Raw genomic sequence first — 21,607 nt, 5'->3', positions numbered from 1 at the left:
TGCACCGGGCTCACCGGACACTCAGCCCGCTGTCGATCATTTCCTTATTTTGCAAGCGCCTGAAAGCGGTGAGCGCCTGCCCTATGACCTGGTCCATATTATAGTAGCGATAGGTGGCCAACCTGCCGACGAAGGTGACATCAGCGCGTGAACGTCCAAGTTGCGCATATTGGTTATAGAGTTCCTGATTTTCCGGCCGGGGGATTGGGTAGTAAGGATCGCCATCGGCGCACGCAAACTCGTAACAGATAGACGTCTTCGGGTGCACCTGTCCGGTCAGGTGCTTGAATTCTGTGAGCCTGGTGTACTCCACCTCTTGCGAGGGGAAATTCACGACCCCGACCGGCAACAGCCGCCGTTGGTCGAGCGTCATATGCTCGAACCTCAAGCTTCTGTAGGGAAGACTGCCAAAACGGAAATCGAAAAATTCGTCGATGGGTCCAGTAAAGACAACGTGCGCGGCAGGGAACCGGTCGCGGATCGTTCGGTAGTCGGTATCGAGAATAAGGTCGATGTTCGCGCTGTCGAGCATATTCTCAAACATCTTCGTATAGCCATCCCTTGGCATGGCCTGGAAGGTGTCTTGGAAATATCGGTCATCGGTATTCGTCCGCGTGGGAATGCGCAACGTTACCGCCTTATCGAGCTGAGATGGATCAAGGCCCCATTGCTTGCGTGTGTAACCTTCGAAGAACGTTCGATAGAGGTCGAGGCCGACCTGAGCAATGACGACATCCTTGGAGGTTTGTATGTCGACAGTGGGCTCGGCCTTCGTGGCAAGATAGGCTGCAGCGGCAGCATCGTCCTGCAAATCGAGGCCATAAAGCCCGTTTATGGTCGTCCGGTTGATCGGTATCGGCAGCAGCTTGCCGCCGACCTCGGCGAGTACCTTGTGCTCATAAGGCCTCCAGGCGGTAAAACGCGACAAGTAGTCGAAGATTGCTTCGCTGTTGGTGTGGAAGATGTGCGGACCATACTTGTGAACCAGAAGGCCGCACTCATTGTAGAAATCGTAGGCGTTTCCACCGATATGCGAGCGACGATCGCACACAAGCACGCGCTGCCCGCCTTCGTTGGCGAGCCGCTCGGCCAAAACAGCGCCAGCGAAGCCGGCGCCGACGATGACATAATCGTACCGTCGACGCTTGACGGAGGTCCGCGCCCGCTTCAGTGGGGCGGAAGAAATTGGCTCTTCGAGGTGAGCCTCGACCGCCTGCTCAACCAGAGCTCTCATTCGCCGATGCGTGTCATCCCATGAAAGAACCTGCAGTTTTTCATCCACTGCCTTCAGAGACTCGCCGCGCATGGGGGCAAGCTTGAGCGATGCTTCGCATGCATCGACGAACGACTTCGCATCAGAGGCGAAGAACACTCCAGCCAGATCTGTGTAATGTCGCACGACATCGGCAATCGGCGTGCTTACGACCGGAAGGCCCGCAGCCAGATATTCGGGCGTTTTCGTCGGGCTGATGAAGCGTGTGGCGTCATTGCGGGCAAACGGCATCAGCGCCACGTCCCATCCGGAAAAGTAAGCAGGCAGGCGCTCATACTCCTTCTGTCCTAGATAATGAATATTGGGCGCTTGCGGCAATTCCTCTTGGCTGATTTTTGCCACGGGCCCGATGATCACAATCGACCACGACGGACGTTGAGCGGACAACGCTGCAATCAGGGAAAGATCGAGACGCTCATCCACGACCCCGCAGTATCCCAATATGGGGCGGGAAATCTTTGCCTGGTCACTTGGCTTTGTCGTCAGCCTTCGCGCCGCCTGGAAGTGGCTCACATCGACGCTGGACGGGAACGGATGAATATTGTCGTGCAGGAGACGCTTTGCCTCATATAGGCTATGGCCTCCCGTGAAGACGACATCGGCCCTGCGCATCAGCTGGTGCTCGAGCTCACCCAGCAAAGGGGAAGCGAACCTGAAGTTGGCAAGTTCGTCCATGCAATCATAGACGACCGCAGCTGCGTCGACATCGCGGGCCATGGGCCACATCATTGGAGTGTAGAACCAAAGAATTGGGGGGGCTCCGCCAACCAGTTGAACGAGTTCGCTCAGCAACCCGGCCAACCCCGCTTGACGCTCCGCGTCGCTCCAGCGATCAGGAATACGGGGGCGCACGGCTTTTACCGAGGTCCCCGCGAAGGAGTGGAACTCCAAGTATGGGAGATGATGTTCGGTGGGAATGAATTCTTCGAAGAAGTAGACATTCCGATCTAGGGAAAACCGGTTCATGAGGTGTTGTGGGCGCTGCTGGACGAAGTCCCAGCGCAAATGCGAAAAACAGATCAGCGGCGCACAATCTTTGCCGTGACGGACTTTTAGGTTTGCATTCAGTGTATCCATATCTGTACCGCGCCCGGGCGTTCCAAAACTCAAACACTCCTCAACCGACGCGCCTCTTCGTGTTTTAAGGGTGAAGTTTCAATAAGTTGGCGGAGTTTTTCGATCGAATGCTCCCACGTCCACTGGCGCTCAACCGCTGCGCGCGGACTGAAGTCGGAAAGCCGTGAAAGCATGTCGGCAATTCCGAGGTGGAATTCTTCCGCTTTCGCGACGCCACCGGTCTGGGGATTTATGTACTGCAGTCCGCAACGCAGCTCCGCGTTGGCGAGAACCGGCAAACCGGCGAGCATGTACTCGGTCAGAATGGCAGGCGCGCCATCATCGACACCGCAGACGACCCCAATGCGCGCGCGATTCATCAATCTGTTTACGTCCGAGAAGGACACGCCGGGTGGCCCTACGAAATCGATGTTAAGCCGGAGTTCGTTCGCTTGGCGTCGTAACCTCTCGGCATCCTCGCCATAACCGAAAACGCAAAGCGCCCGCACCGTTCGCGGTAAGCGATTGAGGGCTTGGAAAAGCACGTCGTGGCGCTTGTAAGGCTGGGCGGCGGCGACGTAGATGACGTCATAGTCCTTGGGACCTTCGAGTGGATGGAACATCGAGGGCGACGCGAACTCAGGCCCGATCGGGAGGACTGCTGTTCGCATATTGGGATGACGCCTTTTGACAGCTTCGCTCTGTCCCTGCGAAGCGGTCAGAACGAGATTGAAATGGCGGCTCACGTCAAAGGGTATGCGCAAGGCGGGTGCATCAATCGAATTGTAAATCTTGAAACTCCCTCGACATGCGCGAAGGACGCTTTCGTCGACGCCCAGCCCCCAGACGCAAAGAACAGAGGGAGGGCCATAGACTTCGAGATGTGCGAGCATATCGTCAGACGAAAACGGTGCGTCGGTTCCGTTCTGATAGAAAGACCGGCGTTTGAGAAATGACGATGAATGCGGTTGTTGAGGGGGCTGGTCGCTGCGCCAATGGGTCCATATCTCGGCTTTGTCCACCAACCCCGACGCGACGCACGCCAAGGGCAGCCGTTCTAGATAGCCACCCTCAACGACGAGCTTGCTTGTTTCGGGCCGACCTTCCTTCTCTTCCTCATTCAAACAGCACGACCATTTCAGCAATTGGGCTGATCGATCGGGGCGCGCGCTCTGGGCCGACGAACCCTCATGGTAATCACTGATGACGACGATCTTTCGCATGGCTCACTTCGCAACAACGCACACGCAAGCGTCTCGGCGACGATCGCGTGGGGAGCGGTTTTCGCAGTTTAGGATTCCGTTAGTCGTATGCTGCAACCGGCTTGCAGAGGGTTTGTTCCCAGGAAGAAGCAGTTAATATGCTTGCTTACTGATATTTGGATTCAAGATTGCCGAAACTGCCTGCAGCCGAAACCTGAGCGGCAAGTCCTTCGGTCATCCGGAGGCATGGCTGACCTGCCAATCTAACAGGAACAAACAGCCAGCTCGGCGCTTCTACAAATATGCGCCGGGAGATTTGAAGTGGTCGAACGTTCCATGGAAGACATTGCCGAGCGGCGCGCAATCCGCGCGCAGCGCAGGCAAAAGCAACGCTTAGAAAATGTGAGACGAGCCGAAAAAATGCATGCGGCAAGACTTGTCGCAAGGCAGATAGACTTCGGATACATCGCTGACCTCCTGGGCGCGCAGATGGGGTGCTTTCTCTTTCAACTGCCTCCAAGCGTTCGTTACTCGAGCGAGACGCTGCACATGATCCTTGCCCAGCTTGATCCTCGCCACAGAAACGTTGTGGAATTTCGCCACAAGAGCTGGTGGAACGACGACGTCGTAAATGCCTTTCGCGTTGCGGGAGTGATCTTTTGTTCCTGTAGCGGCCCGCGGTTACCAGACGAGCTCGTGAAGACGGCTGATGACGTCTACATACGTTTTCACGGGGTAAAGCAGTGGTACCGACATGATTACACTGATGCGGAACTGGAACTCTGGGTCCAACGCATTCAAAAGAGCGGCGCGAAATCCGTTTGGGCCTACTTCAACAACGACCGCGACGGCCACGCAATCAAGAACGCGAAGCGGCTGGCAGCTCTGTTGATTGATGGCGCCTTGTCTTAGTTGGTTTTCTCCGTCCCCGTCGAAGACTTGATTTCAGACGGGCCACCAGTGCCAGATTGCGGCGTGGGATCCCGGTCGACCGGAGAAGGTTCCATTCTCTCTGCCCCGGTGGAACTGTTGTCTATAATGCCCTGATTGGTGGGAGTTATCTCGGGCCTCTCTGTCGCCATCTGCGGTAGGGGCGTCGGCGCATCCTCGTCAATGCCCTCACCGTAAAGGCCTGCTATGCCCCAAGCTATCAACGCAAGAATAAGTCCACCCACAAGGACTGCCAACACCGGCCGTCCAAGTAATCCCTGGCGGGCCCGCACCGCGGGAATAGGTTCCTGGGGTTTGTTTGCCCGCTTTTGACGGTTATCGAGATAGGTCGCCATCGAACTCTCCTGTCCTGTTCACCTGGATAAACAGCACGCGTTGATCAAGGTTCCAAACAAGCGAGAAAGAGCTGCTGTTGGTAGCGCAGCAGAGACACACGAGCGATGACATCCTAATCGACTCCCGAACGGTTATCTCAAGTTTTACTTTGAATTGGCACCTCATACTCGGTTGATCGTCATGACTGCTGGACATTTGAATGCCGATCGCGGGAGAGGCACTGGGGCGTACACGTCTATGCTCCAACCCTCCTCATCAAAAATGGCCCTTCCCCGTAATCCTGATGCAGCGAGACTATATTGGAGCTGTCGATTATCCTGACCCCCTGCGTGCGAAGCCTAAACAGGGCAGGCGGCCGCTCGCCTGAGAGAACTCGGCACTAACAGATCTACCGACAATCGACGGCGTCATAAGCTGGCGGACTGCATGGCAGCCACGGACGCCCCGTCGATTTGTTCGTAGTTAAGGCGGGCCCCGGGCACAGCAAGGCGTTTGTATCAGTTGACGAGAGACTGGATCCGAGGTTCTTGAGTAGTAAAGCGCGGCCCCGGGGGCCGCGCTGGGACGTGATCAATCAATACGTGGCGATGCACTGCCGAGCTTGACCGAGGGTTCTCGGCCCCACACGCGCAGCTTGCCCAATTGTGAAACGAAGGCAGAAAGTCCTTCTTCACCCGGCAACGGAACGACGCCCTCATCGAATGCGCCAGTAATGCCGGCAACCTCCAATAGAGGGATGGCCGACTCATCGTAGCCAATAAACTTGCAGTGCTGAAACGCATCGGCGACGAAGTCCCGCGCCGTCGCCTCCTTCACAAGATCGTCTATGGCCGCGGAGGACGTTAAAAGGGCGACTGCATCAAAAAGGACCGAGGGACCGCCATCGATCATGTGATCGGCCTTGATCCAGGAACCGTCCGAAGCAGTGACGCCACCAACCTTTGGTGCAACGAGTTCGAAAACTGCTTTTTCCTTCTTGATCGCCTCTGTGATCCCATTGAACAACTTCGCATCGACGCCATCGGTAATGAGAATGCCGAGCTTGCGTCCCTCAAAACGTTGAGGGCCTCGCTCCACAATGCTTAGCGCGGGAGATGGCTCCAGGTCCTGGCGCGTCGGCATTGCAGCATCCGCCGGCTTCGGCATTGCCTGGAAGCCTAACTTATGTGCGACAGTGGTTGCCAATGTTTCGTCGATGTTGAAGAGATGGGAGACCATCCGTTCGCGAATGACCGGCGTTTCGACCTTGCTGAGCTCGAACGTCAGCGCGGCCGCGATATGTCGTTGCTCAGGGGGGGTCTGGCTGATGTAGAATTGCCGTGCCTGGCTGTAATGATCGGCAAAGCTTTCCGGCCGGAGACGCGCCTTGATGCCATTCTCTTGCGCCGGGAAGTGGCGGAACCCACTCATCGGAGATTCCCGCGGGCCCTCGTCGAACGAATTGGGCTGGTAGTTCACCCGGCCAACCGGATTGCGCATGGCCATGTGACCGTCTTGCTGAAAATGCGCGAAGGGACACTTCGGCGCATTGATCGGCAGATGGGTGAAGTTGGGGCTGCCCAGCCGCTTCAGCTGCGTATCGAGATAGGAAAAGTTGCGACCCTGAAGGAGAGGGTCATTGCTGAAGTCGATACCGGGCGGCACGTTCTGCGTCATGAAGGCGACTTGCTCGGTCTCTGCAAAGAAGTTGTCGGGCATGCGATCAAGAACAAGGCGGCCGATGGGTTGAGGTGCCAGGATCTCCTCAGGAATGAGCTTTGTCGGGTCGAGCACGTCGAAGTCGAAACTGTCGGCGAATTCCTGGTCGAAAAGCTGAACCTGCAACTCCCATTCCGGAAAATTCCCAGATTGGATCGCCTGCCATAGATCACGACGATGGAAATCTGGATCTGCACCGTTGATCTTGACGGCTTCGTTCCAGGCGACTGACTGCAGTCCAAGCTTCGGCTTCCAGTGGAATTTGACGAAAGTCGACTCGTCCTTGGCATTGACGAGACGGAAGGTGTGGACGCCGAAACCTTCCATGAACCGGAAGGAGCGGGGGATGGCACGATCCGACATCACCCACATGATCATGTGCATGCTTTCAGGCGTCAGACTGATGAAGTCCCAGAAGGTATCGTGCGCGGATTGGGCCTGGGGAAAGGCGCGGTCCGGCTCCGGCTTTACCGCATGGATTATGTCGGGGAACTTGATGGCGTCCTGGATGAAGAAGACAGGTATGTTATTGCCAACGAGATCCCAGTTTCCCTCCGTGGTGTACATTTTGACCGCAAATCCGCGGACGTCGCGCGCGAGGTCGAAGGATCCTTTGCTGCCGGCAACCGTCGAAAAGCGCACGAAAGCCGGGGTCCTCTCGCCTGCTCGCTGGAAGAGATCTGCCCGCGTATAGGCCGCAAGCGACTCATAGGTCTCAAAAAAACCGTGGGCGCCGTAGCCACGCGCATGGACGACCCGCTCCGGAATGCGTTCATGGTCGAAATGGAAGATCTTTTCGCGGAAGTGGAAGTCGTCGACAACCAGCGGGCCACGATCGCCGATACGCAACGAATTCTGGTCATCTGACACCGGCCCGCCCTGGGCCGTCGTCAGTGTTGGATGTCCATCCTCGGCGTGCTGATGTAGTTCACCGCCTTCGCCGCGATGAAGTTTCTGATCGTGGACCGTTGCAGTCTCAGACTGTTTCGACTTCGAAGTGGTCTTGGCCATTGGTTTTCCCCTTGAGCCTGGGTCGCCGCCAGAAGAAAGGCCGCCTCAAGGGCGGCCTTCTCGCTGAAGTAGTTGATTAAGCCGCCTTGGCGCCCTTGGCGTTAGCCGAGGCCTCGGCAAGCTGCGTCAGCTTCTGGTCGGTGGCGACTTCCTCGGAGAGGTTTGCTTCCAGAAGCGGCACGGCATCCGTCAACCCGAGCTGCTTTGCCCAGGCGATCAGAGTGCCGTATCGGGCAATTTCGTAATGTTCGACCGCTTGTGCGGATGAAATCAGGCCAGCATCGAGTGCAGCTGTGCCCTTGTACTCCTCTATAATCTCTTCGCCTTCGGCGATGATGCCCTGAATGGCTTCGCAAGTCTTGCCGCGAGCGGCCTTGCCCAAAAACTCGAATACCTGCTCGAGGCGTTCAATTTGCACCTGGGTTTCATCTCGGTGTTGAAGGAACCCAGCTTTGCCTTCTTCGGATTGCGCCGCCCGGGCCATTTTGGGCAACGCCTTGAGGATCTGCTTCTCCGCGAAGTAAATATCCTTGAGCGTGTCAAGGAACAGGTCGTTAAGTGTTTTTTCGGTAGGCATCTAGTCCTCCTATTGGATGGTCGCGACAGTTAGAACCTCGCATTGCGCTGGAAGTTCCCGGAAATCCGGAAGTTCCAATTTGGTTTCATCCGTTTGGACCACGAGGGCGCTTCGCTCGCCAAATGGGGCCGGTCACGCGATCCCCTCGAACCTACGGGTTAAGACCCTTTGCCATCTCGAGATGGTGCTTCAGAGCTGGAAGCGTCGCGGCCGTCCAGGCCTTGAGATCGACGTTGTCTCCACCTTCGCTGTAGCGCGTGAACAGATCGACGGCGTCCTCATGCGCCTCTTCCTGATCCGAGTGGTACTGCTTGGTAAAGTCGTCGCCCTGCAGGCTTTTGAGCTTCTCGAGCTTGTCGCGTTGAGCCGAGGTCATATCTGCGGGAACCGGGCTCGTAACCTTGCCGCTCGAAATCAGGCCTGTCAGCTCGGTTGTCGTTTTTTCGTGATCCGCGACCATTTGTTGGGCAAAGGCTTTGGTCGCAGCGTCGGAGCGCTCAATCGCCAGCCTGCTGGACTCAATTTCGAACATGTCGCTGCCAGCAGCCTCCTGAACGAAATCCTCCGTCTTCGGTGCGACCCCGAGGGCGGAATTGATCCCGGACTTTTCCATGGCCGATTGGGCGAGCACCGGCCCGGCAAGCGCGAGGGCCAGAGATGCAAGAATGATAGGTTTCATGACAGCCTCCTGGTTGGAATGCTCCCAACCATTCGGACCGAACGTTGTTCCATCAAAATGGAGGCCGTTTCATCCGAATTGGCATGGAGGAGTCGCGACCCGACGAAATTGCCTGAGAACCAGATGGTCGTTTGAAAACGACTGCGGCAACAAGGGCGGCTGGGAAACGTCGGACCATGCGCGGCCTGCTGACGCCGCCGTATTCTTGTTTGGCAAGCGGACCCATCGCGGCGAGGTCGCCACATTGGTTGCAGGGCGACGTGAGCGGCGGCTAGCGTAGCCGATCGCCGCGCAACCAGCCGAAGATAACCAAATCCGTCGCTGGTCTGCCGGAAACTAGAAGGCAAACCGCCCGGGGGTAAGTGGTCGAATTTTCAGAGAGGATCGGCACCCATGACAACGAATGCCGCATGTCTGGCTCCAGGGGCGTCGACAGATTTCAGTTTTGCTTTCCCGATGTCAAATGCCGGGGGGGACAGCTCGGCCTGTCGAGTATGTACCGTGGCGCATATTGGCCTCAAGCCGTTGCAAAAGCTGTTCGAGCGATCTGGCGCCCACATTGGATGTCCTGCATCACCTTGAACAACCATAATCGTTCGTGTGAACGGATGAACACGTCGAAATTTTCAATAGCCAACTCTAATGTCTGTTCCACCAGGACCGCTGCCGAAGCCGGATCGACCCGCATGGAGCGCGCCCAGAACCTGAGGTCCGGAAGCATTTTATTGACCTTCATTTCTCTCACCATGATCAACATGGTCACGCCCTTTGCATGCGAATTAAATGGCTTCCAACCGTTTGTGGACGCTTTGTTCCCTTCGCGGGCCTCGCGCCCATTGAAGGTTGAAATCTCGCAAAAAGACCTTGTGGAACCCCACCCGGATTGAGCAAGAGCGTTGGTTTGGCACAGTTTGCCCAAATTCTCAGTAGGGCCGCCACTTCAAACAAGTCGCGCCCCAACTAGCGGACCCGCGACCCTTTTCGATTGCTTGCAGGAACCAACCCTCGCTCCAGCGATTGTGTCGGCAGAGGAGAAACATCATGACAGACATCAGGAAAGCGCGGTTCTATGTCCTTGATCGCGATGAATCGGGCGGGCACATTGACGCAATTCCCGAGGGCTTTGACGAGGCCTTTCTCAAAGCCGAGAGCCTTAGCCGATGCGGACACCCAGTCCATGTGCTCTACACCGACGGTGCGAGTCAGATGCAACTGACCCGTTTTGCCCAAGCAGGCATAAGAACCAGCCTTGCGCCAGAGGGATAGCTCCGTCCTTTGCGGCGATGGAAAAATCGCACCTTTCGGTTTAAATGCAAACGCCGACGATGGGGGGTACGACCTAGCGGTCAACCGTTGTGTGGGCAACCTTACTCGCCAGGGGGCCGCGGATAAAAGCGCAACTCGCCCGCGCGGAAAAGTAGTACTGGGGCCTTGCCAAAACTCTTATCTTGAGGGCGTAACTCGCCAGACCACGTTGCCCACGTCATCGGCAACGAGTAACGCACCTCGTTGGTCGACTACCACTCCGACGGGCCGGCCACGGGCGTTGTCATCCGCTCCGATAAAACCGGTCAGAATATCGCGCGCTTTGCCAACCGGCTCGCCGTCGGCAAAGCGCACGAAGACGACCTTGTACCCGCTCCTGGGTCGGCGGTTCCACGATCCGTGTTGACCAATGAAGGCCCCATTTCGGTACTCCAAACCGAAGAGGTGGCCAGAATAGAAGGCCAGGCCGAGTGATGCCGTATGGGGACCGAGTGCGTAATCGGGAACGATAGCCGTTGCGACCAGATCCGGTCTTTGTGGCTTCACCCTCTTGTCGATATGCTTTCCGAAATAGCTGTAGGGCCACCCATAGAACCCACCCTCCTTGACTGACGTCATGTAGTCTGGAACCAGGTCGCTGCCGAGTTCGTCGCGCTCGTTGACAGCCGCCCACAGTTCTCCCGACTGCGGCTGCCATGCAAGCCCGTTCGCATTGCGTAGCCCCGAGGCGAACACGCGGACCTTCCTTGTCGCCAGATCGATTTCCAGCACGGCCGCCCTTTTCGCCTCTACGTCCATTCCATTTTCCCCCACATTGCTGTTGGAACCGACGGTTGCGTAAAGTTTTTTTCCATCGCGGCTGGCGATGATGTCCTTAGTCCAATGATGATTGATTGGCCCGGCAGGCAGATCAACAAGCTTTTGCCCGGTGGCAACGATCGTGGTTTCACCCACCTTGTATGGAAAGGCAATTATTGCATCTGTGTTCGCAACGTAAAGAACGCCTTTCGACAGCGTCATGCCAAAAGGGGAGTTCAGGTTTTCAAGGAATGTCGAGCGGGTCTCAGCGACACCGTCTCCGTCGCGATCCCGTAGCAAAGTAATCCGATTGGCGCTCGGCACCTCCGCACCGGCACGTGCCATGAAGTGATCCATGACCAAACCCCGAAGACTGAACGTCTTACTTACGCTTGGAGGTTTGTTCGTCTCGGCTACCAGCACGTCGCCATTTGGAAGAACGTGAAGCCAGCGGGGGTGATCCAACCCCGTCGCGAATGCACTTACGGAAAAGCCCGGCGCCGCTATCGGCTTCTCTCTCGTTCCCCATCTCGAGGCATTCGCGACGTTTACTGTCGGCAACAACGTTGGATGCGGTTTGGGCAGAAGTGGACGGGGGCCGTAACCCTGCTCTGCCGTCAGGGTCGCCATCTCGCACCCTGCCAGAACCAATAGGAGAACCAAACATGATGGGCTGGCGCTCTTCACGGCGGCCTCTCCGACCTGTTGTCCAAAGGATCGATTATCAAGTATCGAGCCCGACCCTGCGGATCATCGACTTTTGTCGAGGTCGGTTGCATTTCGAAGGGCTTCCTGCATTTTTGTCCGCCAATCGGCACCAGATGCCTTGAACCAAGCGATGACCTCGGTATCGATATTGAGAGTGAGTTTCGTCATCGCCGCGCCTGACAGCGGAGCCTTCTTCTTGACCGCTCGGGGGCGCTCAAGAACCTGTTGCACCAGATCAGCGGTAGCTCGGTGGAAGATTGCCTTTACCATGTGCTAGCCTCAAGCAGCGTTGAACCGAGTATCGCATCATTTGATCCCACTGCCTATTCTTTGCGCGACAACCGCCTTGATGCAATGAGCTGGGCCGACCCGCTCACCCGCGTTTCGGGCAAGCGCTCGGCGGTCCGTGAGATGGCAACTAGATTTGGATCTCCGGGGGCGAAACGATTTTCCTTCCCTCAAACGAGAGTTCGTTCTCTTGAGGCAGAACACCGTCGGGCGTCATGTCGTCCACAGCTCTTGGCAGATCACGGCTGAGGCGGCTTAGGATCTCATCGGGAGACAGGCCCGTCCTTGCCGAAAGATCCTCTAAAACCTCCGGCCCGTGCTTCTCCTGCGTTATGGCGAAAGCCGCTCAGGCTTCCGCCTTCTGGTTAACCACCGAGGTCGCTATCGATGTGAGGGCAAGATCGGTCGCCTGTTCTTCGTCAAGTGTCGTCTGCAGCAAACCCGCAGCCTCGTTGTTGCCAAGTTCAAGTGCCCATGTCCGCAAGGTGCCGTATCGTGACATCTCGTAATGTTCGACGGCCTGCGCAGCGGCGAGAAGGCCGGCATCAAGAGCTGGGGAACCCTTGTAGTCTTTCATTATCTCATCGCCTTCCTCCGTAATGCCAAGGATGGCATTGCAGGTTTTTGACTCAGGTTTTTTGCCGATCAGCTCGAACACCTGCTCAAGGCGTTCGATATGGACCTTCGTTTCACCAAGATGCTTGGTAAAGGCATCTTTCAGTTGCGGGCTGACGGCCGCCTCCTGCATCTGGGGAAGGGTGGCGACGATTTTCTTCTCGGCAAAATACACGTCCTTAAGTGTATCGTGGAAAAGGTCTGCGAGTTTTTTCCGATCCACCATGACAGGCTCCATTCTGGTTAACACCGACCACCGAACCATTCCGGCGCTCGGCAGTGGCTTAAACACGGGGGCGAATTGCCGCCGACCCCGAGATTAGGACGGCGTGTTTTGTTCCGCTGACGCCTCCGAACCAGGATGCGATGGCACCTAACACGAGGGCTAGGAAGCCAAGGATGGCGCCGGCAGAGACGGCGGAAGCCGTCGCCTCGGCAGCCGCAAGTGCCTTTTGCTTGGCGGCCGCGACGTTTTCTCGATAGGCCTTTTCGTATTGGTCGACCTGCGTACGTGCTTGATCGACGGGGATATTTTGAGCCTTTGCAACAGCATCCGCGGCTCGCACCCGCGCATCTTCAGCCGTTGCTTCGTCACCTGCCATAAGAGCTTGGACGGCGGAGACCGCGGCATCCTGTAGGGCTTTTGGATCATTGCCCGTCGTTCCGCGAACTTGCTGTTCGATCCCGGCCATGGGATTGGCGGAATTGGCAAGCGCTGGGGCTGCCGTTGTGGCCGCGGTTGCAGCTGCTTCTCCGGCGCCGCCAATAACGCTCGATAATCCGCTAAAGGCGCCGCCAACCAACGCGCCGACGGAAGTCGTCAACAAATAGAGCACGACGAGTGTGGTCACAGCCCAGGCCGTCAAGCCGTGGTAACCGCCCGTTGAGTGGCTCGGTCGGCCAGAAAGTCGACTGGCGATGTATCCGCCGACAAACGATGCGACAATGCCGGCGATGACAAACCACACGCCGCCCATGATCGAAAATGTGCTTGCATCAGGATTGTCGGACGTTGTGGGGTCAAGAACTGCCGCCCCTATACCGACGCCCAGCAAGTTCAATAAGAACTGCACGGCCAAGGCAAGCGCTACACCTGCGAGAATAGATCCCCATGAGATCTTGTTGAAAAACATTGTAGCCGACGGGTCACCGCTGGCGCCTGGGTGGATTGAGACAGGATCGGTCATTGCTTTTTCCTTTGATCCACGGAGCTTGAGTAAGTGCTTAAACTCCATCTCCCAACGCTTGTTCCGTTCCTTCCGGCTTCAACCCAAATCGATCATGACGGGGCAGTGCGCTCAAAAATGGGGAACGTTGAAGTGAGCACGGAGTTCTGATGTGGCGTATCCGGTCTCCAAGAAAGCAGAGCACCATGATAGACCCTCCAAATCATCCGCCTGGGACCCTTGAGCGAAAGGTCGAGCTTGAGCAAGTAGTCGACTATGCGCTCCAAGTATTGGTCGAGGAGGCGTGTCTTTCAGGGTGGACGCGCGCCGAATTCCTGACCGCTGTATTAGATGCTGCGGGCGCCAGGCTCAGCGCATTAGAGGAAGATGTTAATTTCACGCCTGACGAAGCGGAAGTGTCGCGCTCGACCTATCCGACGGACTGAAGCTAGACATCTCAACCGCAGGCCCGCGGGTCGAAGAAACCTACGTTCCCTTCCTGGGAACAAAGACGCATTCTCATCGTTGATGGTTGTTTCCACCAAGACAAGAAGGCTCGGCTAGGCCAGTTAATGGAAGCTCCACCCTTAGAGAGAAAACTAGCGGCCATCCTCGCCGCCGACGTTGAGGGATATTCCCGCCTCATGAATGCGGACGAAGAGCAGACGCTAGCGACCTTGAGTTCGCATCGGACCTTCGTCGATGGCATCATTGAACAAGCACATGGGCAAATCTTCGGGACCGCCGGTGACAGCGTGTTGGCAGAATTTCCTTCGATCGTTCATGCCTTCCATGCGGCTGTGACAATTCAGCAGACACTGTGGCGTGCCAATTTGGTGCTGGCAGAGGAACGGAAGATGCAGTTCCGTATCGGGATTAATGTCGGAGATGTTCTGGTAAAGGACGGCGATATCTTCGGAGACGGGGTCAACATCGCCGCCCGACTCCAGGCGCTTGCGGATGTTGGCGGCATTTGCGTCACGCGAGGGGTGCGTGATCACATGCGTGATCGCGTTGAGATGACATTCGAAGATCTCGGAGAGCATCAGGTGAAGAACATTGCCCGGCCGCTGCGGGTATTCCGGGTCTTGTTCGACCCTCGCGCAGAGCCAAGCCTCGAGGCGGAGTTATCGTCTTCAGTAGGGCCCAAACAGTCCTCTTCCCTCAGTCAGTCACCATCAAGCGACTTCAGAAGTGACGCCGAGCGCGTGGAACTGGCTTTCTGGGAGTCGGTACAGGAAAGCGATCAAGCCGCAGAGTACCTTCTCTATCTGCAGCGGTTTCCCGATGGCCAATTCGTAGATTGGCGGCCGCCCGGATCGAGCAGGGGCGCTCTGACGATGAAGATCCGAGTATCGAAGTTTCGTTCTGGGAAACGGTGCGAGACAAGGACAGCGCGGAAATGATTGAAGCCTACCTGTCGAAATATCCACAGGGACAGTTCGTCGACCTCGCCAATATCCTGCTTGCAGACATTCGCGCGAATAAAAATCTGTAATCAGCCTTTCCGGTGACTTGGCATTTCGAAACGGGATGGCCCATGTTCGACAACTTTTCACTTGAAATGATCCCCGTGTCCCAAGGCAAGTTGCGCGTAAGCCATGGCGGCTCTGGGCCACCCTTGCTGTTACTTCATGGTCATCCCCGTACGCATGCAACCTGGTGGCAGGTCGCAAACAGGCTTGCATCACAATTTACGGTGGTTTATCCAGATTTGCGCGGGTTTGGCCAATCGTTTCTCCCTGTCGACACATGTGATCATGCCCAGTCGTCGAAGCGAGCCAAAGCGCAGGACTGCGTAGAGCTCATGGAAATCCTGGGTCACCGCCGCTTTTCTGTCGCGGGCCATGATCGCGGCAGCTACGTCGCCTTCCGTGCCGCCATGGACCACCCCGATCGGATCGATCGACTGATTGTCATGGACGGCGTTCCTATACTCGAGGCGCTGGAGCGCGCCGACGAAAAGTTTGCTCGCCTTTGGTGGCATTGGTTCTTCTTCGGGGTGCCCGAAAAGCCGGAGCGCACCATCATTGCCGACCCCGATGCGTGGTATGGTGGATCGCCAAAATTCATGGGCGAGGAGGCATTTAAGGACTATCGCGATGCGACACGCGATGCTGCGGTCATTCACACCATGATTGAGGACTACCGAGCGGGCCTTGGCATTGATAGAGCTCACGACCTGGCCGACAGACACGCCGGGAAAACCGTTCAATGCCCGACGCTCCTCCTGTGGTCGAAGCATGACGACCTGGAAGAGCTCTACGGAGATCCACTATCCGTTTGGCGTGCGTGGTCGCCCGGCATAGTCGGCCGACGCATCGACAGCGGCCACCATATGGCGGAGGAGGCCCCGGGCGAAGTGGCGGCTGCCCTTGCAGAGTTTCTCAGCACGTCTCTGTCAGGGGTAAATCCGAAATGCGTATGTCATGCCAAAGTGGCGAGACTTACCGATAAGACTTAGCGGCATCGAAACGCCGGTCATGCGATATGCGACTGGAAGGCGTTCGTCATGGCCAGGGACAAACTCTTGGTGTTGGGGAAGAAATCAGATGCGCTGCAAGTGAACCCGCAATCAGGACTCGGGCCTGCCAACGGATTGGAACATCTAATTGTTCCATAACGTATGTTACGCAACTAAGCCATTGGTTTTACACGGTTAGTCACACTGACCTCGCCTCAATCCCAGGCGCTGTAAACACCTACGGCCGGCAGGACAGCACTACAGAGAAGGTCAGTGTCACTGGCGCTGCAGCGTCGTTAGTCCTGTGGATTTGGCATCGACAGCGGACGGGAAAGGCGGACAGGTCGTTGTCGCTTTTAACACCGCATCTACTTTGACTGGCGCCAAAAACAGCGACCGTCTCCAATCGCGGAACATATACGCGGATCGATAATTGGACCGCCTTAAGCGAGGCGGAGATATGCCGAAACTCGTCAGATTCGTGCTCATTCACATGTCCTACGGCGCGTTCCTGGGGATCGCCACAGCAATCGCCGTGATCGCGATCAGGCCCGAGGCATTCGGCCATGTCGATGGAATAGAACATATCGCCCTGGTGCTGCAGTTACATGCCTTCATTACGAGCTTTTCACTTGGAAGCCTTGCGACCGCGCTCGCTCTACTCCACGAGCCTTGATCAGCCGGCCAATCTGGCAAGGCGCGCAACCTGAGACCGAGATGCCATTAAAAGTGGATTAAGCCCGCAAACTCCCAGTTACCTCCTTTATCATGCCTCGCCCAATGGCGCCGGGGGTGTTTCCTCCCCTCCAGGATGTTTTCTCGGTCGAGTTGTCGATGTGCGGAACCAAACCACGATTGGCCGGTTGGAAAGCGAGGCCAAGGTCGGCCGATTAGGGAAGAGGTAGATCGATGAGACGCACACTTGTAATTGTTACGGCAGTCCTATGCATGGGTTCGCCAGCACTGGCTCAGACCACACCTTCTACCGACGGCGAAACCCCGGCCGTCGCGACACCCGATACCAGCAACCCAACCGCCCCCGTTGCCGGCGCCAATAGTTTCACCGAAGCGCAGGCCAAGGAGCGGATCGAAGCTGCCGGCTTCTCCAATGTCACCGCTCTCAAGCTCGACGACCAAGGCGTCTGGCAGGCGACCGCGATGAAAGACGGCAAGTCGGCGACCGTAGCCCTCGACTATCAGGGCAACGTGACCGCGAAGTAACCAGCACTGGAGGCATGATATGCGAACTGTAACTGGACTTTTCGATAACTATGACGACGCCACGAACGCGGTGGCGCAGTTGGAGGCCGCCGGCGTGCCCTCCACAGACATCAGCATCATCGCCAACAATGCCGACAATCGCTATTCGGATCGCTATTCCGATGGAGATTCGAACGCGGGTGAAGGCGCCGGAGCGGGCGCGGGCCTTGGTGCGGCCGGCGGCGGCGCGCTTGGTCTGCTGACCGGGCTCGGGCTTATGGCTATCCCGGGCGTCGGTCCGGTGGTGGCGGCTGGGTGGTTGGCAACCACTGCGGCTGGAGCAGCTGCGGGCGCGGTTGCCGGCGGGGCCGTTGGGGGCATCATTGGCGCCATGACCGAGTCCGGTGTCAGCGAAGAGGACGCCCATCTTTACGCCGAGGGTGTTCGTCGGGGCGGAAGCGTCGTGACCGCTCGTGTGGATGAAGGATTGGTCGACGAAGCCGAGGTTATTCTGCGCAACAACTCGGTTGATCCTATCGGGCGCCGGCAGGCCTACGCGGATACCGGCTGGCGTCGGTTCGACGATCAGGCGAATGCTTATACCTCAACGGAAATCGAGGACGAGCGTCGCCGATACGATCGCACCCTGTGAATGTCACGCGGATTATCCCCGCTTGATTACTGCTCGCAGGCGCTGCCCAGCGGCGCCTGCAAAGAAATTGGGGTGAGGCACTCCGCGGATTCGGGGCCTCGCGGAGGAGTATCCGAAAATGCAACAGAAGGGATTAAGGGTCAGCTTTTGACGTTTTGAGGCGTGCTGGCGTCCCATGTATTCTCTGCACGGAGGACGACGTTGAAGAATATGGAGGAAGCCAATGAAGGAAATCCATACACGTGCGCCCACATTGGAAGACTACGCCATGATGCGAAGGGTTCACGACCGGGCATGTAAGGCAGCTGGGATTGAGTGGCACGGAGCGCGCGGTCAGCAACTTGCTAAGTTCATCGCCGAAGAATTTGCCATGGGAAATCGCGACGAGGAATCTCTTTCGGAATTTGCGGTATGGCTTGTTCGTCGGCGAAAAGCTTCAGCGGTTTTGACCGACTATCGCGTCGACATCTCCGTTTATGTCCTGCACTGAACTCACCGCCGCCGCTGCCTTGCCTTCCCGCGCGAAAGTACTCGAATGAGCGAATTGGACTCGCCCGCCGGCTCCTGCGCTAGAGCCAGTCGGTTTCGGCTCCTTGGCCGGGAACATTAAGCGCACCCTCGCATTTCCCTTGCTGATCCCCGAGTCCGCTGTGATGAAAGAGGGCGTTCATGCAACATCTATCAGCCGACAAGTTAGCGTGTGTTGAAGATCAGGTGGTGGACCTTATCCCAGCGTTAAAGGCTTTCGCGCGCACCTTCGTTTCCTCGGCCCATGAAGGCGATGATTTGGTGCAGGAAACTCTCGTTAGAGCACTGCGGAGCATACACCGCTTCGAGCCGGGTACCAATCTGAAGTCGTGGCTATTCACGATCATGCACAATGCCTTTCGAACTCAGTACAAATTGCGCAAGCGCGAAGCGCCTGGTGTCATTGATTGCGCCGACATGCCCATCCCGATGGAGCCTTCCCAGGAGTGGAAAATTCTTAACAAGGATCTGCGTAATGCTCTGGCCTCACTATCCCCCGAGCACCGTGATGTTCTTATCCTCGTGGCGGGATATGGGCTGAGTTACAAGGAAGCCTCGGACGTATGCGGTTGCGCCATTGGCACGATCAAAAGTCGTCTCAATCGGGCCCGTGACGAACTCGCTCTCCAAATGCATGGAAACCCACTTCTCTAAGCTCGCTCCGAGCACGGTACGAGGCCCGCACGACGAAGGTAGGCCCGAATGGCCTCAGACTGGCGCGAGGCTAGAGCCGGGTTGGCGTGTCGTCGAGCGAGTTGCACGTAGCAGATGCATAGCGCTACTGGCGTGCTAATTTGGACCGAACGGGCTTTGTGCAAAAACAGCGAGCATGATTTGATGCAGCCAGGCATCTAGTGGCTGTCCCTCGATCCTGCCAGAGACTTCGGCGATAGCTTTTTCAAGTGTCCGCTCGACCAACGCGTCGGCCGCGAGGGAGTTGGGCAACAACAACCGCGCTCTGAGGCGAAGGGCCGGCACCAGCTGAAGCACACATTCCTCTGGTGCGTCCCGCCTCATGGGAGTGAGAGCAGAAAGGCTCTTCAAGCGACGCCTCCCTTGACCCTAGCCAAGGTTCGCTCGACCGAGGGTAAGGGGCCGACCACTGTCGCTCCGGCACTCTCGAGCCAGGATGCAATGGCATCAGCGAGCAAAAACTCATCTTCAGCAATCAAGACGCGTATGGGGTGGCGGTCTGGCATAGCGGGACTTTCATTGTCCGAGAGCGCAAAGCTTAATGCCTTCTGGCGCGACTTGCCTTCTTGATGTCAGTGTTGACCGAGCGCGCGTCGAGCGCTTTCTGTAAACGGTTCGCTAGGACCAACAGCGCATCAGGTGTATCTTCGACCAGCATATTCGTGACGCTATGTGTTTCGCTTTCGAGGGAACTGGCGGACGACAACTCACGATTCCTATCGCCTTTCTTTTGTGATGCCATGCCAATCGCCCATGCTTTGCAACCGTGTTTCCGGCGCTCTTACCCACAATACGGCTTCGCACTTGCCAAGCCAAGCAAACATTTAACGCGATAGGTTCACCGAGTCTGCGAGGCGAATTACCTCGGTCTCGACATCGTGTTTTTTAGCTCCGTTGCGAGCAACGAAAGAAATTCGGTCGGTTGAAGACGCTTCCTTAGCGCTCACCTTCAGGGTGCAGTTCAGCGCGATAGCTTTGAGTGGCATCGATTTACTCTCTGCTTCAAGCTCCCTCAACCGCGCGCAAAAAGAGTTCCCTCCATGCCCGATGAGCCCCGCGTACAATGAAGATTTATTTTCGTGCCAGCGAAAACCACGGAACCCTATTGCCGAAAGTATGTTGGATGGTCTGCATGGAGAGGCAAGAAATATGCTCAAGCAGATCGATGAAAACAAGGTCATTAAGGATCGCGGGCAGACGGTGCACGTGAAGCGTCACATGTTGGCTGTGCTTAGCGCCTTTTCCCAACGCAACGAACTTGAGTTGAATGTTCGATCCAATCGGCAGACACTCCGATGAACGAGACAGATGGTAAGCACCGGCTCGATGCGACCGGCAGGCGAGAGGTCCGGATCTGTTCGGGCGGCGAGCATACTCTGGATATGATTCACGCCGTGCATTACGATTTGGAGGAGTTTATCCGGACCTACCATCTGGCTCCGATGGAGGGCCGAAGGATTTTTCTTGTCCACGGGCCACGGCGTGACGATCTCGATCAACACATGCGACTTTTTCGCTGAACCAACCTCACCATCTACTTTGACAGTCGGTCGTAGCCCGGCGCATCTGGTTTCAATCTATCGATCGCGTGCTGTTGTCGGGTGTCGCCGGCAAAGGCTCTCGTTCTATCTTTGGGTCCTAGGACGACGGTGGCTTGACGGGTTGGAGGTCTGGAAATCGCGAAGAGTGTCATGATTCGCGCAGTTGGGGTCGAGGCCTGTTTTCAACGGACATCGAAACAGAAGCTCCAGCAATGGGTTTTAAGGTCTCACGTAGTCGGTTCTCCGAATGACAAGCTTGAGAAGGTGATCGAGCGTCCGGCCTCGGGCGAGAGACGAGACGATCACCATCATGGAAGGAACAATCTTGGAAAAGGTGGCCACAGCCTGGAGTTCAAGGTTCGTCGGAAAGCGGGTACTTGTCGTCGAGGACGAGTTTTTGCTGGCGGAGGAAACTCGCCTGAAACTTGAGGAGATGGGCGCCACGGTGGTTGGACCCACCGCCCGCGTCGAACACGCGATTTCGCTCATCGCCAGGCAAGCCATCGACGCGGCCATTCTCGATATTCAGCTGGATGGCAACGACGTTTTCCCGGTGGCTGAAAGCCTCAAACAACGAGGCATTCCTTTCGTATTCGCGAGCGCATTTGGGCCCTTTGTAATCCCAGAGCGTTTCAGGGGCTATGTTTTGTGCGACAAGCCCTTCGAGTTGGAAAACATCGCGCGCGGATTGTTTGGCCCTGTGTGCAGGGACCACTGACCTGAGTGCGGCAGCGCTGATCAATAGCTTGCGCTATAGCAAGCCTCGAAACCATACGATGTTTCGTCGGGCGGCAAGTAGAATGTCGTAGACGACGTTGTCGACTCACGTCGCGACCTTCGCCGCCCGCGATCGGTTCGCCGTACCACCGGGCAGATTTGCAATAGGTTAACACGGCACCCAAACC

General features: G+C 56.8%; 23 protein-coding genes and 1 pseudogene. 10 read left to right on the top strand and 14 right to left on the bottom strand.

Annotation, left to right across the window (positions count from 1 at the left end; genetic code table 11):
* Positions 1–10: 10 nt before the first annotated feature.
* Positions 11–2,239, bottom strand: a complete 2,229-nt coding sequence (gene glf / locus RTP54_RS27620) for a UDP-galactopyranose mutase (protein ID WP_312367155.1) — start codon at positions 2,237–2,239, stop codon at positions 11–13.
* A gap of 140 nt (positions 2,240–2,379) precedes the next feature.
* Positions 2,380–3,552, bottom strand: a complete 1,173-nt coding sequence (locus RTP54_RS27615) for a glycosyltransferase family 4 protein (protein WP_312366997.1) — start codon at positions 3,550–3,552, stop codon at positions 2,380–2,382.
* 432 nt (positions 3,553–3,984) lie between these two features.
* On the opposite strand from RTP54_RS27615, the pseudogene RTP54_RS27610 reads away from it, so the two are divergent.
* Positions 3,985–4,443: pseudogene (locus tag RTP54_RS27610) on the top strand (DUF72 domain-containing protein); the annotation flags it as partial.
* Here the strand turns inward: RTP54_RS27610 and RTP54_RS27605 are convergent.
* From RTP54_RS27605 to RTP54_RS27585, 5 genes are all read right to left on the bottom strand, one after another.
* Positions 4,440–4,817: a hypothetical protein gene (locus tag RTP54_RS27605; protein WP_312366993.1), complete on the bottom strand. Its 378-nt coding sequence runs from the start codon at positions 4,815–4,817 to the stop codon at positions 4,440–4,442. The pseudogene RTP54_RS27610 and the gene RTP54_RS27605 sit on opposite strands and share 4 nt — an antisense overlap.
* A gap of 571 nt (positions 4,818–5,388) precedes the next feature.
* Positions 5,389–7,527, bottom strand: coding sequence for a catalase C (gene catE / locus RTP54_RS27600; RefSeq protein ID WP_312366991.1), 2,139 nt, complete (start codon positions 7,525–7,527; stop codon positions 5,389–5,391).
* Positions 7,528–7,603: 76 nt separating this feature from the next.
* The gene (locus RTP54_RS27595; RefSeq protein ID WP_312366989.1) at positions 7,604–8,104 is read right to left on the bottom strand and encodes a ferritin-like domain-containing protein; all 501 of its coding nucleotides are present in this window, start codon (positions 8,102–8,104) and stop codon (positions 7,604–7,606) included.
* 151 nt (positions 8,105–8,255) lie between these two features.
* A complete protein-coding gene (locus RTP54_RS27590) occupies positions 8,256–8,783 on the bottom strand; it encodes a DUF4142 domain-containing protein (protein ID WP_312366988.1) in 528 nt (175 codons plus the stop codon).
* Between the two features lie 517 nt (positions 8,784–9,300).
* Positions 9,301–9,540 carry a hypothetical protein gene (locus tag RTP54_RS27585; RefSeq protein ID WP_409517225.1) on the bottom strand — a complete coding sequence of 80 codons (240 nt, stop codon included), beginning with the start codon at positions 9,538–9,540 and terminating at the stop codon, positions 9,301–9,303.
* Between the two features lie 284 nt (positions 9,541–9,824).
* On the opposite strand from RTP54_RS27585, the gene RTP54_RS27580 reads away from it, so the two are divergent.
* Entirely contained in the window at positions 9,825–10,049 is a 225-nt protein-coding gene (locus RTP54_RS27580) for a hypothetical protein (protein ID WP_312366985.1), read from the top strand.
* Between the two features lie 177 nt (positions 10,050–10,226).
* Here RTP54_RS27580 and RTP54_RS27575 read toward each other — a convergent pair whose 3' ends face one another.
* The 5 genes from RTP54_RS27575 to RTP54_RS27555 form a co-directional block, all read right to left on the bottom strand.
* On the bottom strand, positions 10,227–11,477 hold the full coding sequence (locus RTP54_RS27575) for a sorbosone dehydrogenase family protein (RefSeq protein WP_312366983.1): 1,251 nt from the start codon (positions 11,475–11,477) through the stop codon (positions 10,227–10,229).
* A gap of 120 nt (positions 11,478–11,597) precedes the next feature.
* Entirely contained in the window at positions 11,598–11,825 is a 228-nt protein-coding gene (locus tag RTP54_RS27570; protein WP_312366981.1) for a BrnA antitoxin family protein, read from the bottom strand.
* A 148-nt stretch (positions 11,826–11,973) separates the two neighbouring features.
* Entirely contained in the window at positions 11,974–12,177 is a 204-nt protein-coding gene (locus tag RTP54_RS27565; RefSeq protein WP_312367153.1) for a YidB family protein, read from the bottom strand.
* Positions 12,178–12,189: 12 nt separating this feature from the next.
* Positions 12,190–12,684, bottom strand: a complete 495-nt coding sequence (locus tag RTP54_RS27560) for a ferritin-like domain-containing protein (protein WP_312366979.1) — start codon at positions 12,682–12,684, stop codon at positions 12,190–12,192.
* A gap of 58 nt (positions 12,685–12,742) precedes the next feature.
* The gene (locus RTP54_RS27555; protein ID WP_312366977.1) at positions 12,743–13,645 is read right to left on the bottom strand and encodes a PhnA-like protein; all 903 of its coding nucleotides are present in this window, start codon (positions 13,643–13,645) and stop codon (positions 12,743–12,745) included.
* A gap of 623 nt (positions 13,646–14,268) precedes the next feature.
* Here RTP54_RS27555 and RTP54_RS27550 point away from each other — a divergent pair.
* The 7 genes from RTP54_RS27550 to RTP54_RS27520 all read left to right on the top strand — a co-directional run bounded on the left by RTP54_RS27550 (position 14,269) and on the right by RTP54_RS27520 (position 19,122).
* Positions 14,269–15,030: an adenylate/guanylate cyclase domain-containing protein gene (locus RTP54_RS27550; protein WP_312366976.1), complete on the top strand. Its 762-nt coding sequence runs from the start codon at positions 14,269–14,271 to the stop codon at positions 15,028–15,030.
* A 134-nt stretch (positions 15,031–15,164) separates the two neighbouring features.
* Positions 15,165–16,088, top strand: a complete 924-nt coding sequence (locus tag RTP54_RS27545; protein WP_312366974.1) for an alpha/beta hydrolase — start codon at positions 15,165–15,167, stop codon at positions 16,086–16,088.
* A 460-nt stretch (positions 16,089–16,548) separates the two neighbouring features.
* Positions 16,549–16,764: a hypothetical protein gene (locus tag RTP54_RS27540; protein ID WP_312366972.1), complete on the top strand. Its 216-nt coding sequence runs from the start codon at positions 16,549–16,551 to the stop codon at positions 16,762–16,764.
* A 272-nt stretch (positions 16,765–17,036) separates the two neighbouring features.
* A complete protein-coding gene (locus tag RTP54_RS27535) occupies positions 17,037–17,309 on the top strand; it encodes a PepSY domain-containing protein (protein WP_409517222.1) in 273 nt (90 codons plus the stop codon).
* Between the two features lie 19 nt (positions 17,310–17,328).
* Positions 17,329–17,940 (top strand): general stress protein, encoded by a 612-nt coding sequence (locus RTP54_RS27530; protein WP_312366968.1) that lies wholly within the window; start codon positions 17,329–17,331, stop codon positions 17,938–17,940.
* Between the two features lie 223 nt (positions 17,941–18,163).
* Positions 18,164–18,430, top strand: a complete 267-nt coding sequence (locus RTP54_RS27525) for a hypothetical protein (protein ID WP_312366966.1) — start codon at positions 18,164–18,166, stop codon at positions 18,428–18,430.
* 179 nt (positions 18,431–18,609) lie between these two features.
* Positions 18,610–19,122 carry a sigma-70 family RNA polymerase sigma factor gene (locus tag RTP54_RS27520; RefSeq protein ID WP_312366965.1) on the top strand — a complete coding sequence of 171 codons (513 nt, stop codon included), beginning with the start codon at positions 18,610–18,612 and terminating at the stop codon, positions 19,120–19,122.
* A gap of 135 nt (positions 19,123–19,257) precedes the next feature.
* On the opposite strand, the gene RTP54_RS31115 is transcribed toward RTP54_RS27520, so the two are convergent.
* Positions 19,258–19,485 (bottom strand): hypothetical protein, encoded by a 228-nt coding sequence (locus tag RTP54_RS31115; RefSeq protein WP_409517224.1) that lies wholly within the window; start codon positions 19,483–19,485, stop codon positions 19,258–19,260.
* A 214-nt stretch (positions 19,486–19,699) separates the two neighbouring features.
* On the bottom strand, positions 19,700–19,903 hold the full coding sequence (locus tag RTP54_RS27515; protein WP_312366963.1) for a hypothetical protein: 204 nt from the start codon (positions 19,901–19,903) through the stop codon (positions 19,700–19,702).
* A 1,109-nt stretch (positions 19,904–21,012) separates the two neighbouring features.
* Here RTP54_RS27515 and RTP54_RS27505 point away from each other — a divergent pair.
* Positions 21,013–21,420 carry a response regulator gene (locus RTP54_RS27505; protein ID WP_312366961.1) on the top strand — a complete coding sequence of 136 codons (408 nt, stop codon included), beginning with the start codon at positions 21,013–21,015 and terminating at the stop codon, positions 21,418–21,420.
* Positions 21,421–21,607 lie beyond the last annotated feature (187 nt).

Origin of the sequence: Ensifer sp. (assembly GCF_031989085.1) — a bacterium.
Classification (GTDB): domain Bacteria; phylum Pseudomonadota; class Alphaproteobacteria; order Rhizobiales; family Rhizobiaceae; genus Ensifer.
This window is presented reverse-complemented; position numbering and strand designations above follow the sequence as displayed.